Raw genomic sequence first — 13,800 nt, forward strand, 5'->3', positions numbered from 1 at the left:
AATCATAATAAAAACAACCATATCTACAATAATAAACAAACACTTTCCCTACTCCACGCACATCCTAACTAGTATCTTTATATTAACGCACATGTGGGGCTTCGCTACTTGATGAAACGGAGGTCGGCCACTATAAAGCGCCGGCCAAGATATTTCACCCCTGCAAATCGTTGCCGGGCATGCCGTCTGGAGGATAGAAGGGGTAGGATAGCGGCCATCTTTTCCCAGTCTTGTTATCGGAGTTGCCCATGAGTGCCGTCACTCGCGCAGCGGTGGAAGCCGTCCTCAGCCAATACACTGACCCTTACCTGAACCAGGACCCGGTCAGCGCCGGTTGCGTGAAAAACATCGAGATCATCGGTGACCGCGTCAATGTTCAGCTGGAAATCGGCTATGCCGCCGGTCTGTTCAAGAGCGGCTGGGCGCAATTGCTGCAACTGGCCATCGAAAACATCGACGGCGTGGTGATCGCCAGGGTTGAAGTCAACAGCGTGATCGCCGCGCACAAGGCCCAGGCGCAGATTCCGGGCCTGGCCAACGTCAAGAACGTGGTCGCCGTGGCATCGGGCAAGGGCGGTGTGGGCAAATCGACCACCGCGGCCAACCTCGCACTGGCATTGGCCCGTGAAGGCGCCAAGGTCGGGATTCTCGACGCCGATATCTATGGCCCGAGCCAGGGCATCATGTTCGGTATCCCCGAGCGCACTCGCCCAGAGGTCAAGGATCAGAAATGGTTCGTGCCACTCAAGGCCCATGGCGTTGAAGTCATGTCGATGGCATTCCTGACCGACGACAACACGCCGATGGTCTGGCGCGGGCCGATGGTTTCCGGCGCGCTGCTGCAACTGGTCACGCAAACTGCGTGGGGCGATCTGGATTATCTGGTCATCGACATGCCGCCAGGTACCGGTGACATCCAGCTGACTCTGGCGCAGAAAGTCCCGGTGGCTGGCGCCGTGATCGTCACCACCCCGCAGGATCTGGCGCTGCTCGACGCGCGCAAAGGCGTGGAGATGTTCCGCAAGGTCAACATCCCGGTGCTCGGTGTGGTTGAAAACATGGCTGTGCACATCTGCTCGAACTGCGGCCATGCCGAGCATCTGTTCGGTGAGGGCGGTGGTGAGAAGCTGGCGACTCAATACGGCGTCGAACTGCTGGCTTCGCTGCCGTTGTCGATGCTGATCCGCGAGCAGGCCGATGGCGGCAAACCAACGGTAATCGCCGAACCGGACAGCCAGATTGCCATGGTCTATCAGGAACTGGCCCGCCATGTCGGCGCGCGGATTGTCTTGCAGGAAGCGGCAACGCCGGCGATGCCGAATATCACCATCAGCGACGATTGATAAATCGGCCACGCTGAAAATCTGTAGGAGTGAGCCTGCTCGCGATGGCGGATTAACATTCAACGGATGTGTTGAATGGACTACTGCATCGCGATCAGGCTCACTCCTACATTTGGTTTTATGGTGTGTTTAGATCCGCAACCCGCCATCCATCTCCAGAATCCGACCGGTGTAGTAGTCGTTCTCGAAGATGTACGCCGCCGAATGGGCGATCTCTTCCGGCTTGCCCATGCGCTTGAGCGGGATGCCCGCGGTCATCTTCTCCAGCGCTTCCGGCTTCATGCCCAGGGTCATTTCAGTTTCGATGAAGCCCGGGGCGATGCCCGCCACACGAATGCCATACCGCGCCAGCTCCTTGGCCCAGGTCACGGTGGCCGCCGCTACGCCAGCCTTGGCGGCTGAGTAATTGGTCTGGCCAACGTTGCCCGCGCGGGAGATCGACGAGATGTTGATGATTGCGCCGCTGTTTTTCAGCTCGACCATTTTTGCTGCCACTTCACGGGTGCACAGGAACACGCCGGTCAGGTTGACGTCGATCACCGCCTGCCACTGGGCCAGGCTCATCTTGGTCATTTCGCCGTCCTTGACCTTGAGCAGCAGTCCGTCACGCAGAATCCCGGCGTTGTTGATCAAGCCGTGGATCGCGCCGAAATCCTCGGCGACCTGGGCAACCATGTGCTCGACCTGTTCTTCATTGGCGACGTTGCACAGATAGCTGCGCGCCTCGACGCCCTTGGCTTTGCAGGCGGCCACCGCGTCGTCGAGTTTTTCCTGGTTCAGATCGACCAGGGCCAGCTTCGCGCCTTTGCCGGCGAAATACTCGGCCATCGAGCGGCCCAGACCTTGGCAACCGCCAGTGATAATGATTACTTTGTCGTTGAGTTGCATTCGCATGCCCCGATAGCAGGTCAGAGTGGTGATCCTTTAGAGAGCCTCTCGATCTGCACCCGACATGGCCTGGCTGCACATGAGAATTGCCCCGAAGGTGACTGGAACTTATCCAAGGCACCTGTCCGTTTTTTCGACGGATTCTAATTAAGGAGTCATAAATTGAGCGTTGAAGCGGCCAAGAATGCCCGAGAATTGCTTCTCAAGGAATACCGGGGCGTGCTGTCGACCCACTCCAAATCGATGCCCGGTTTTCCCTTTGGCTCCGTCGTGCCGTATTGCCTGGACGAGCAGGGCCGGCCGCTGATCCTGATCAGCCGTATCGCCCAGCACACCCACAATCTGCAAAAAGACCCGAAATGCTCGATGTTGGTGGGCGAGCGTGAGGCCGACGACGTACAAGCCGTTGGTCGCCTGACGTATCTGGCTGAGGCGCAAAAGCTCGAAGACCCGGCGGCCATCGAAGCGGCGGCGCAGCGGTACTACCGCTATTTCCCGGATTCAAAGAACTACCACAAGGCCCACGACTTCGATTTCTGGGTACTGAATCCGGTGCGCCATCGCTACATCGGCGGTTTTGGTGCGATTCACTGGATTGATCAACTGACCCTGGCCAACCCGTTTGCCGGCAAAGCCGAGATCAGCATGGTCGAGCACATGAACAGCGACCACGCCAAGGCCATCGCGCACTACGTCGATCTGGCCGGGCTGCCGAAAACCGAGCCGGCGCTACTGGCCGGGATCGACAGCGAAGGCATGCACCTGCGCATCGGTCAGGCGCTGTACTGGCTACCGTTTCAAGCGCCATGTCATACGCCGATACAAGTGCGCGAAGCCTTGGTTTCTCTGGCTCACGCAGAGGTTTGGCCAAAAAATGCAGGGGTCGACGCTTGAATTCACGAAAGGGCGACGTCATCTAAGGCTTACTGCAAGGCATTTCTTGCGTTGAGGAATCTTTGATGCGCCCTTTTTTGTTGCTCTTTCTGCTGTTTCCGGTGCTGGAGCTGTTCGTATTCGTCAAAGTGGCAGGGTCTATCGGGTTTTTCCCGGCCCTGCTGCTGATCATTCTCGGCTCGATGTTCGGTGTGTTCGTGCTGCGCGTCGCCGGTCTGGCCACCGCACTGCGTGCCCGTGAAAGCCTGAACCGCGGTGAGCTGCCTGCGCAAACCATGCTTGAAGGCCTGATGCTGGCACTGGCCGGTGGCCTGTTGATCCTGCCTGGCTTCATCAGCGATGTGGTCGGTCTGGTGATGCTGCTGCCGTTCACCCGTCGTCTGCTGGCGAACAAAATGCGCCAGCGCGCCGAAGATCAGGCCATGCGTCAGCGTGCCTTTGCTGACGACCTGCAACCCCGTGGCGGTCCTGCACCGCGCGAGCCTATTGGCCGCGAAGGGGATGTGATCGAAGGCGAGTTCGAACACCGCGACAGCAAATAACGTCTGCATCGACACGGCACCTTCGGGTGCCGTGCTCGTTTTTGCGCTCCTTTTACGACGAGCAACTGCGAAATTTTTTTATCTGCGCCCTTGTAATAAGCTTATGCGCCCCTATGTAACGGTCACCGAAAGGTTTCCGACATTCGAGTCGGACAGACTTCCGCGGTTCGCTCGACGAATCGCAACCGGCGCAGGCCGGATTTGTTAAACCCGCCGGGACTACACCGGCCGATGAAAACCACAATTAGGAGAGATCGACAATGAAGCTTCGTCCTCTGCATGACCGCGTCGTTATCCGTCGCAGCGAAGAAGAAAAGAAAACCGCTGGCGGTATCGTCCTGCCAGGTTCGGCTGCTGAAAAAGCCAACCACGGTGTGATCGTCGCTGCAGGCCCAGGCAAGACTCTGGAAAACGGTGAAGTACGTGCGCTGGCCGTTAAAGTCGGCGACAAGGTTGTGTTCGGTCCTTACTCCGGCAGCAACACTGTGAAAGTCGACGGCGAAGACCTGCTGGTAATGGCTGAGAACGAGATTCTCGCTGTACTGGAAGGCTGATTTCCCGCTCATTTTCCCGCTACTACAAAGTATTTAAGGAATATCGATCATGGCTGCTAAAGAAGTTCTGTTTGGCGATTCCGCCCGTAAGAAAATGCTCAAGGGCGTCAACATCCTGGCTGACGCAGTAAAAGCGACCTTGGGCCCGAAAGGCCGTAACGTGATCATCGAGAAGAGCTTCGGCGCTCCGACCATCACCAAGGACGGCGTTTCCGTCGCCAAAGAAATCGAACTCGAAGACCGTTTCGAAAACATGGGCGCGCAGCTGGTCAAAGACGTTGCCTCCCGTGCCAACGATGACGCCGGTGACGGTACTACCACCGCTACCGTTCTGGCTCAGTCGATCGTCAACGAAGGCCTGAAAGCCGTCGCTGCCGGCATGAACCCGATGGACCTCAAGCGCGGCATCGACAAGGCGACCATCGCCATTGTCAAAGAGCTGAAAAACCTGTCCAAGCCATGCGCTGACACCAAGGCCATCGCTCAGGTCGGCACCATCTCGGCCAACTCCGACAGCTCCATCGGCGACATCATTGCCGAAGCCATGGAAAAAGTCGGTAAAGAAGGCGTGATCACCGTTGAAGAAGGCACTGGCCTGGAAAACGAACTGTCGGTTGTAGAAGGCATGCAGTTCGACCGTGGCTACCTGTCCCCGTACTTCGTCAACAAGCCGGAAACCATGGTTGCCGAGCTGGACAACCCGCTGATCCTGCTGGTCGACAAAAAGATCTCGAACATCCGCGAAATGCTGCCAGTACTGGAAGCCGTTGCCAAAGCCGGCCGTCCACTGCTGATCGTATCGGAAGACGTTGAAGGCGAAGCCCTGGCGACTCTGGTCGTGAACAACATGCGTGGCATCGTCAAGGTTGCAGCCGTCAAGGCTCCAGGCTTCGGCGACCGTCGCAAGGCCATGCTGCAGGACATCGCCGTTCTGACCGGCGGTACCGTTATCTCCGAAGAAATCGGCCTGAGCCTGGAAAGCGCCACCCTGGAAAACCTGGGTAGCGCCAAGCGCGTGACCATCTCCAAGGAAAACACCATCATCGTTGACGGTGCTGGCGTAGAAGCCGACATCCAGGCGCGCATCGCTCAGATCCGTGCTCAGGTTGGCGAAACTTCGTCCGACTACGACCGTGAAAAACTGCAAGAGCGTCTGGCCAAGCTGTCCGGCGGCGTTGCAGTGATCAAGGTTGGCGCTGGTTCCGAAGTTGAAATGAAAGAGAAGAAAGCCCGCGTTGAAGACGCCCTGCACGCAACTCGCGCAGCCGTTGAAGAAGGCGTGGTACCTGGCGGTGGCGTTGCGCTGATCCGTGCTCTGGAAGCCATCCTGGACCTGAAAGGCGAAAACGCTGATCAGGACGTCGGTATCGCTGTTCTGCGTCGTGCTGTTGAAGCACCGATGCGCCAGATCGCTGCCAACAGCGGTGACGAGCCAAGCGTTGTGGTCAACGAAGTCAAGAACGGCAAAGGTAACTTCGGTTACAACGCTGCGACTGGCGAATACGGCGACATGATCGAAATGGGCATCCTGGACCCAACCAAGGTGACCCGTTCCGCTCTGCAAGCTGCATCGTCGATCGGCGGTCTGATCCTGACCACCGAAGCTGCAATTGCCGACGCACCGAAGAAAGACGGTGGCGCTGGTGGTGGCATGCCAGACATGGGCGGCATGGGTGGCATGGGCGGCATGATGTAAGCCAGCCTTACCCTCGTAACGCAAAACCCCGCCTGCGATAAGCTGGCGGGGTTTTTTATTGCCCGAATTTAAGCTTTGCACCAAACCCTGTGGGAGCGAGCCTGCTCGCGAAGGCGTCGAATCAGTCAGCATGAATGCTGAATAACACACCGCATTCGCGAGCAGGCTCGCTCCCACATTTGGATCTGTGTTTCAGGCGCTGACAGGTTGTGCTTTTACTACTGCATCCGCTTTCATCGCCGGGCGATACAGCACCCAGTAATACGATCCCAGACAAATCAGCCAGCAGAAGATCGCCGTCCACACGTTGTGCGAAAAGAAGTGCGCGCCCTGCATCATCCGGCTGATCGAGAACACCGAGCCCAGCGCAAAGGCAAAGATGAACGCCTGCCTTGCCAGACGCGGACGCCGGTCACGCAGCACAAAGAACAGCGCAAACAAAGTGAACCCCGTGGCTGCATGACCGCCGGGCCAGCAACGGCCAGGCTTGTCGGTAGGCGGGCGATGGTCGAGCAGTTTGCTATAGGTTTCATGGCCGCCGAATTGCTCCAGGCTCCATGGGCATTGCACGGCTGTCACCGCTTTGACCGGTGTCACGAATGAAGTGGCCAAACCGAGCGAGAGCACCAGGCAGCCCAACTCGCGTTTGAACGGTTTCAGCCGCTCGATGAAAAACGAACCGATGAAGCCGAGAATGGCAAACACTGAAAAAGCGATCACCACCTGCTTGGCGCGGTCATGCAGGATGTCTTCAAGGAAGAAACTGTGGCGGCCGATGAAGTCGCCCGCGACCGGGTCGTAAAACAGCCGGGCCAGATCCATGTCCAGATCGGTCAGTTCCAGCAGCACCAGAATCAACGCCGCGAAGGCGGGAATGCCCAGGCACAGCCAGAAATTCAGCGGCCTTGAAACAGGACGGGCAGAGGTCGACACCATGGCAATTCCTTGGTCGGTAAGTGGGTTCGATGAGCGCAATTGCGCGGAGTCTGCGCGTGATGGCGTTGCTGATTTGTTAACCGAAAGTGAAAAAAACGTTGGCCGGCGCAATCCGTATCTTTATCGATAAACAACCCGACACACGCCTAGCCCTGAGCCACACTTGGCCGTAAGCTGCGCGGGCCACGACGGCCGTTACCGTGTACGGAGGAGGTGCCCATGCGAATTCTATTGGTCGAAGACAACCGCGATATCCTGGCCAATCTGGCCGATTACCTTGGGCTCAAGGGCTATACCGTCGATTGCGCCCAGGACGGACTGTCGGGCCTGCATCTGGCGGCCACCGAGCATTACGACCTGATCGTGCTCGACATCATGCTGCCCGGCATTGACGGCTACACCCTGTGCAAACGCCTGCGCGAAGATGCCCGCCGCGACACCCCGGTGATCATGCTCACGGCCCGCGATCAACTGGACGACCGTTTGCAGGGCTTCAAGTCCGGGGCGGACGATTACCTGATCAAGCCATTCGCTTTGTCCGAACTGGCCGCGCGGGTGGAAGCGGTAATGCGTCGTACCCAGGGTGGCGGGCGTCGGGCATTGCAGGTCGGTGATCTGAGCTACGACCTCGACACTCTGGAAGTGACGCGTGAAGGCAAGTTTCTGAAACTCAACCCGGTTGGCCTCAAGCTGCTCGCGGTGTTGATGCAGAAGAGCCCGCACGTGCTGCGCCGGGAAATCCTTGAAGAAGCGCTGTGGGGGGATGACTGCCCGGACAGCGACAGCCTGCGCAGCCATGTCCACCAATTGCGTCAGGTGATCGACAAACCGTTCGCCAAGCCACTGCTGCACACCGTGCACGGCGTGGGTTACCGCTTGGCCGAGGGCCGTGATGGAGTTTAAGCAAAGCCTTTCCCAGCGGATCATCATTGCTTTCGCGCTGATGAGCGCACTGGTGGCCGGTGCATTCGCCATGGGTATCGTCGCGACGGTGCATCTGGTAGAGGAAAAACTGATTTCAGCGGGGCTGGGCGGCGATTTGCAGCGTCTGTTGCTGATGGACAATGTCTCGGACTGGAGCCATCGCCCAGAGCCGGACCAGTTGTTCTATTTCAGTGGCGGCCCGGGCGATTTCGAATTGCCCAAGGATCTGCGGCATCTCGATGCGGGGTTCCACGAAGTGTTCCGCGAGCAGTTGTCGTATCACGCGATGGTCGAAATCGTCGATGGTCGGCGTTATGTGCTGCTGCAGGACCAAAGCGATTTCGAAGAACGCGAGCGCGTGTTGTTTGCCGTGGTGCTGGTGGGTTTTGTGCTCAGTCTGGCGTTGGCGGTACTCCTCGGCTGGGTGCTTGCGCGCAAAGTGATGGCGCCGGTGGTGCGGCTGGCTCGGCAGGTTCGCCATCGCGATCAACTGCTGGGGCTGGCACCCCCACTGGCGCCGGACTATGCGGCTGATGAAGTCGGAGAACTGGCCGTGGCGTTCGACGCCACGCTGGGGCGTTTGCGTCAGGCATTGACCCGTGAACGGCTGTTCACCAGCGATGTCAGCCACGAATTGCGCACACCGCTGATGGTGTTGGCCAGCTCTTGCGAGTTGCTGCTGGAAAACCCGGCGATCGATCAACGCGGTCGCTCACAGGTCGAGCGTATTGCCCGGGCCAGTGAGGAGATGCGTGAACTGGTGCAAACCTTCCTGATGCTTGCCCGTGCCCAGCGCGAAGACGCGGGGGCGGCGCCTCAACAGAATCTTGCCCAAGTGGCTGAAAGCCTGCTGTGTGTCTGGCGCGAACCGATCGAAAGCAAAGGTTTGAATTTGCAGTTCGAAGCCGGCAACCCCACCGCGACCTGCTACAACGCGACGTTGCTGACGGCGGTGATGGGTAACCTGTTGCGCAATGCTTGCCATTACACCGAGCAGGGTTTCATTCGCCTGACGCTCAGCGCCAACGGGTTTGTGGTCGAGGACTCTGGCGTGGGCATTCCCGAGGAGAAACGCGAGGCGATGTTCGAGCCGTTTGTCCGTGGCAGTGAAAAGCGCGGCGAAGGCCTGGGGCTTGGCTTGTCGCTGGTGCAGCGTATCTGCGAAATCCAGGGCTGGATTGTCAGTTTAAGTACGATGGAGCCCAATGGCTGCCGCTTCGAGGTAGATCTCGGCAAAATCTGACGCAAATAGTGGCTCCATGCTACTCCCGCCAACCTGTCCAAATCCTGTATAACGCTGTAATAATTTGCCGGTTTACCTGACAAAATTTTCACAACTGGATGACCTGACGCTCACATCCCGCTCCTTAAGGTGGTGTCATCAGTCATTCAGGAGTCCAGGTGATGACCGGCCCGATCAAACTCGATTTTTCCGAAAAGTACGACGATCAACATGCGCAGAAATATTTGCGCAAGCATAAGGCAAGCCTAGGGCGTCGCCTGTCTCATTTGCGTGACGAACAGCTGGCCCGCAAGGCGCTGGCGCTGGCCGGCGAACCCGGCCTGGTGCTGGATTTGCCGTGCGGCGCCGGACGTTTCTGGCCGTTACTGGCGGAAAAACCCAACCGGGTGATCATCGGTGCGGACAATTCCGAATCGATGATCAAGACGGCGATGGAAGGACAACCGGCAGAAGTGGTGAAACGGGTACAACCTTTGCACACTTCTGCGTTTGACATTGCCTTGCCGGATAACGCCGTCGACAGCATTTTCTGCATGCGTTTGCTCCATCACATCGGTGAGGCCGAGCACCGCCGGGCGATTCTTCGCGAATTCGAACGCGTAACCCGTGACAGCGTCATCGTTTCATTGTGGGTCGACGGCAATTTCAAAGCCTGGAAACGCAAGCGTGCGGAGAAGGATCGTCCCAACCGCGATTACCAGAATCGCTTTTTGTTACCGGCGGCAACAGTCGAAAAAGAATTTGAAGAAGCGGGTTTCCGCATTCAGGAACAACTGGACTTTATTCCGCTCTATGCGATGTGGCGGGTTTACGTATTACGCAAGAGGTAAAAGGATGGCAGTGCAATTTGCAGCAGAAACGCAAGTCGCTTCCCAGGATAGCTTCGACTACTACTGGAGTCAGCGCGGCGAGTGGGTCGAAGAGCCCAACGTTCGTCGTGGCGGTGAAAGTGGTGTGCAACGGATCGTGGGCAAGAACGGCCAACTGCTGTATGCCAAGCGCCAGACTGGGCACATCTATCGCAGTTGGTTGCATCCGTTCGGACGTCCGACGGTATTGCGCGAACTCGATGCCCTGACCGGCGTCAGCAAACTTGGTGTGCGCGTGCCGCAAATCGTCTTCTGCGGTGCCCAGCCTGATCCGCAGCACAAGTGGCGCGCATTGCTAGTGACCAAGTCCCTGGACGGTTTTCAGGAGCTGGAACATTGGCTGGCGGCGGCTGGTGGTCGTGATCATTGTGGCGATGCGATCTATGAACGCGTGCTCAAGGATCTCGCCGAAAACCTGGCGCGGATGCACAAGGGCCGCTGGCAGCACAGCTGCATCTACATCAAACACGTGTTTGTGCGAGTGACCGGTGAAGGCGAGTCGGCCAAAGTCGAAGTCGCGTTGATCGATCTGGAGAAATGCCGCCAGCGCCTGACCGCCTATCGCGCCGCCTCCCATGACATGAAGCAATTGCGTCGCCACTCGTCGTTCCGCGACGCGGACTGGAAGAAACTCGTCTATTTTTACGAGACGGCGTTTGGCAGCGCTATCAAAGGTTTATAGCGATGAAACTCGAAATTGCACGAGGTTTGTTTTTGGTTGGAGCCTTGGCAGTTGCTTCACTGGCGGTGGCTGCCTGGGAGCAGCCCCGCATGCAGGTGGTTGGCGCGTCGATAGACGATGCTCACTGCGCGGTACCACGGGTGGCGAAAGCCTCCGTGGCGTCCAAGCCCGATCATGATTTGCTGCTGTTCATGTTCGGACTTTCTCAAGGGATGAGGCCACAGAGTTGAACCGATTGACGCCCACATAAAAGGCCTCGCAAATGCGAGGCCTTTTTTATGCACGAAATTTGCGTCCGGCACCGCGCCCACAGGGTTACGCGGATGGTTTGGGATCAGGTTTCGCCAGCAGGGTGTAGATGCACGGCAACACAAACAACGTAAACAACGTCCCGATCGACATCCCCGTCGCAATCACCGTACCAATATCAAACCGGCTGACTGCCCCCGCGCCCGTTGCCAGAATCAGCGGCACCATGCCGAAGACCATCGCCGCCGTGGTCATCAACACCGGCCGCAGGCGAATCGCCGCCGCTTCTTCCACCGCTTCGCGCGCAGTCAGGCCCTTGTCCTTGCGCAACTGATTGGCGAATTCGACGATCAGGATCCCGTGTTTGCTGATCAGCCCGATCAGCGTCACCAGCCCGACCTGGGTGTAGATGTTCATGCTCGACCAGCCAAGGAACAGCGGAATCAGCGCGCCGCAGATCGACAGCGGTACCGTCACCAGAATCACCAGTGGATCGCGGAAGCTTTCGAACTGCGCCGCCAACACCAGGAAAATGATCGCCAAGGCCAACCCGAACGTCACCCACAACGCACTGCCTTCCTGCACGAACTGGCGCGACGCGCCGCCGTAGTCGAAGGCAAAACCGGCCGGCGCTTCTTCCCGGGCGATCTGGAGCACGGTGTCGATCGCTTCGCCCATGCTCACCAAAGGGAATCCGGAGATCTTGGCCGCATTGAGCTGTTGGAACTGGTTGAGCTGACGCGGTCGTGCGCGATCACTGACCTTGATCAGGGTCGACAGGGGCAGCAGCTCGCCCTGGGTGTTTTTCACGTAGTAATTGTTCAGCCAGTCCGGGTTGTCGCGGTACGGCCGTTCTACCTGGGCGATGACCTTGTAGCTGCGGCCTTCAATGGTGAAACGGTTGATTTCCGCCTCGCCGAGCAGCGTCGCCAAGGTGCCGCCCAGATCCTGCATCGACACGCCCATCTGCGCAGCCTTGGCGCGGTCGATATCGACCACCACCTCCGGCTTGTCGAAGGCCAGATCAAGGTCGACGAAGGCGAATTTGCCCGATTCCATGGCGCGCTTCTTGATCCGGTCGGCCACTTGCAGCAGCAATTCATAGTCGTTGGCGGTGTTGATCACGAATTCGAACGGCAAGCCTTCACCGGTGCCGGGCAGGGAGGGCAGGTTGAAGCCGAAGACCTGCAAACCGGGGATGCCTTCCAGTTTGCCTTGCACCTCGGGGAGGATTTCCATCTGGGTGCGACTGCGCTCGTTCCACGGCTTGAGCAGGAAACCGCCGATCCCGGCCTGCACGCCGTTGTAGCCATTGATCTGGAACGAGGAGTAGTACTCCGGGAATTCCTTGAAGATCTTGATGAACTCGTCGGTGTAGGTGTTCAGGTAATCGAGGTTGGTCGGTTGCGGGGCTTTGGCCATCATGAAAATGATGCCCTGGTCTTCGTCCGGCGCCAGTTCCGATTTGGTGAATTTCAGGAACACCGGGATCAGGCACAGCACGATCACCGCGAACACCAGCACCACCGGCCGAGTGTTCAGCGTGCCGTGGAGCATGCTCTGGTAGCGGCGCTTGAGGCTGTCAAAGATGCGGTCGAGGCGATGAGCCAGACCGCTGGGGTTTTCTTCGTGGCGCAGCAAGAAGGCGCACATCATCGGCGACAGGGTCAGGGCGACCACCCCGGAAATCACCACGGCCCCGGCCAGGGTCAGGGCAAACTCCTTGAACAGCGCCCCGGTCAGCCCGGTGAGGAAGCCGATCGGTGCGTAAACGGCCGCCAGAGTAATGGTCATCGACACCACCGGCATGGCGATTTCCCTGGCGCCCTCAAGCGCTGCGTCGTAAGGCGTCTTGCCTTCCTCGATGTGTCGGTGAATGTTTTCCACCACAACAATCGCATCGTCGACCACCAGACCGATGGCGAGCACCATCGCCAGCAGGGTCAGCAGGTTGATCGAGTAGCCCATCATCTGCATGAAGAACATCACGCCGATCATCGACAGTGGAATGGTCACCACCGGGATCACCACCGAACGCAGTGCGCCGAGGAACAGGAACACCACCACGATCACGATCAGTACCGCTTCGAAGAGGGTTTTCACCACTTCGTCGATGGAGGCCTGAATGAACAGTGTGGCGTCGTAGGCAATCTCGCTCTTGAGATTGGGCGGCAGTTGGGCTTCCAGCTCCGGCATGATCTTGCGCACTTCCTTGATCACATCCAGCGGGTTGGCCCCCGGCGATGACTTGATGCCGATGTACACCGACGGCGTGCCACCGAACGAGCTGACCGAGTCGTAGTTTTCCGCGCCCATTTCGACCCGCGCCACATCGCTGAGCAGCACACGGCTGTCGCCACTGACCTTGAGCGGAATCGCCGCGAACGCTTCAGCGGATTTCAATTCAGTGTTGGCGTTGATGCTGGTGACCACGTACTCGCCTTTCACTTCGCCCGCAGCGGAGAGGAAGTTGTATTGGCGTACCGCGTTGGTCACGTCGCTGGCGCTGAGGCCGAAACCGGCTAGCTTCACCGGATCGAGCCACAGGCGCATGGCAAACACCTGATTGCCGAGAATCTCCGCTTCGGCCATGCCCGGCAGGGTCGCCAGTTTCGGCTGGATGACCCGTGACAGGTAATCGGTAATCTGCGGGTTGCTCAGATCCTTGCTGAAGAAGCTGATGTACATCAGCGCCGAGGCGTCGGCAGACTCTTTGCTCAGCACCGGATCTTCGGCGTCCTGCGGCAGCTTGTTCTTCACCTCGTTGGCCTTGGCCAGCAGCTCGGTGAACAAGCGGTCGGTGTTGGAACCGATGCGCGCGTAGATCGAAATCGTCGAGAAGTTCTGCCGACTGACCGACGTCATGTAGTCGATGCCCTCGGCGCTGGCCAGGCTCTGTTGCATTGGCTGGGTGATATAGCCCTGAATGGTTTCGGCGTTGGCCCCGGGATACGCGGTGGTCACCGTGATCAGGGCGTTT

General features: G+C 58.4%; 12 protein-coding genes and 1 pseudogene. 10 read left to right on the top strand and 3 right to left on the bottom strand.

Annotated elements, in window-relative coordinates; translation table 11 throughout:
- The first annotated feature begins 248 nt into the window (after positions 1-248).
- The gene (gene apbC, locus ACIOVB_RS23560) at positions 249-1,343 is read left to right on the top strand and encodes an iron-sulfur cluster carrier protein ApbC (protein WP_187678162.1); all 1,095 of its coding nucleotides are present in this window, start codon (positions 249-251) and stop codon (positions 1,341-1,343) included.
- Positions 1,344-1,472: 129 nt separating this feature from the next.
- Here apbC and ACIOVB_RS23565 read toward each other — a convergent pair whose 3' ends face one another.
- The gene (locus ACIOVB_RS23565; protein WP_095190486.1) at positions 1,473-2,231 is read right to left on the bottom strand and encodes an SDR family oxidoreductase; all 759 of its coding nucleotides are present in this window, start codon (positions 2,229-2,231) and stop codon (positions 1,473-1,475) included.
- A 162-nt stretch (positions 2,232-2,393) separates the two neighbouring features.
- Here ACIOVB_RS23565 and ACIOVB_RS23570 point away from each other — a divergent pair, with 162 nt between their 5' ends.
- From ACIOVB_RS23570 to groL, 4 genes are all read left to right on the top strand, one after another.
- The gene (locus tag ACIOVB_RS23570) at positions 2,394-3,125 is read left to right on the top strand and encodes a HugZ family protein (RefSeq protein ID WP_401271815.1); all 732 of its coding nucleotides are present in this window, start codon (positions 2,394-2,396) and stop codon (positions 3,123-3,125) included.
- 65 nt (positions 3,126-3,190) lie between these two features.
- Positions 3,191-3,667 carry an FxsA family protein gene (locus tag ACIOVB_RS23575; RefSeq protein WP_401271816.1) on the top strand — a complete coding sequence of 159 codons (477 nt, stop codon included), beginning with the start codon at positions 3,191-3,193 and terminating at the stop codon, positions 3,665-3,667.
- A 260-nt stretch (positions 3,668-3,927) separates the two neighbouring features.
- Positions 3,928-4,221 carry a co-chaperone GroES gene (locus ACIOVB_RS23580; protein ID WP_003227685.1) on the top strand — a complete coding sequence of 98 codons (294 nt, stop codon included), beginning with the start codon at positions 3,928-3,930 and terminating at the stop codon, positions 4,219-4,221.
- Positions 4,222-4,270: 49 nt separating this feature from the next.
- Positions 4,271-5,917: a chaperonin GroEL gene (gene groL, locus ACIOVB_RS23585; protein ID WP_401271817.1), complete on the top strand. Its 1,647-nt coding sequence runs from the start codon at positions 4,271-4,273 to the stop codon at positions 5,915-5,917.
- Between the two features lie 192 nt (positions 5,918-6,109).
- Here groL and ACIOVB_RS23590 read toward each other — a convergent pair whose 3' ends face one another.
- On the bottom strand, positions 6,110-6,853 hold the full coding sequence (locus ACIOVB_RS23590; protein WP_401271818.1) for a phosphatase PAP2 family protein: 744 nt from the start codon (positions 6,851-6,853) through the stop codon (positions 6,110-6,112).
- Between the two features lie 219 nt (positions 6,854-7,072).
- On the opposite strand from ACIOVB_RS23590, the gene colR reads away from it, so the two are divergent.
- From colR to ACIOVB_RS23615, 5 genes are all read left to right on the top strand, one after another.
- Positions 7,073-7,756 (top strand): two-component system response regulator ColR, encoded by a 684-nt coding sequence (gene colR / locus ACIOVB_RS23595; protein ID WP_187678155.1) that lies wholly within the window; start codon positions 7,073-7,075, stop codon positions 7,754-7,756.
- Entirely contained in the window at positions 7,746-9,020 is a 1,275-nt protein-coding gene (locus tag ACIOVB_RS23600) for a sensor histidine kinase (protein WP_401271819.1), read from the top strand. Before colR ends, ACIOVB_RS23600 begins: the two co-directional genes overlap by 11 nt.
- A gap of 161 nt (positions 9,021-9,181) precedes the next feature.
- Complete coding sequence (locus tag ACIOVB_RS23605) at positions 9,182-9,850, top strand: class I SAM-dependent methyltransferase (RefSeq protein WP_187678153.1); 669 nt, start codon at positions 9,182-9,184, stop codon at positions 9,848-9,850.
- A gap of 4 nt (positions 9,851-9,854) precedes the next feature.
- Entirely contained in the window at positions 9,855-10,571 is a 717-nt protein-coding gene (locus tag ACIOVB_RS23610; protein WP_401271820.1) for a lipopolysaccharide kinase InaA family protein, read from the top strand.
- 2 nt (positions 10,572-10,573) lie between these two features.
- Entirely contained in the window at positions 10,574-10,801 is a 228-nt protein-coding gene (locus ACIOVB_RS23615; RefSeq protein WP_401271821.1) for a hypothetical protein, read from the top strand.
- Between the two features lie 85 nt (positions 10,802-10,886).
- Here the strand turns inward: ACIOVB_RS23615 and ACIOVB_RS23620 are convergent.
- A pseudogene (locus ACIOVB_RS23620) lies at positions 10,887-13,799 on the bottom strand (multidrug efflux RND transporter permease subunit); the annotation flags it as partial.
- Position 13,800: the final 1 nt, after the last annotated feature.

Source organism: Pseudomonas sp. NPDC087639, from assembly GCF_044743385.1.
Taxonomy (GTDB): Bacteria; Pseudomonadota; Gammaproteobacteria; order Pseudomonadales; family Pseudomonadaceae; genus Aquipseudomonas.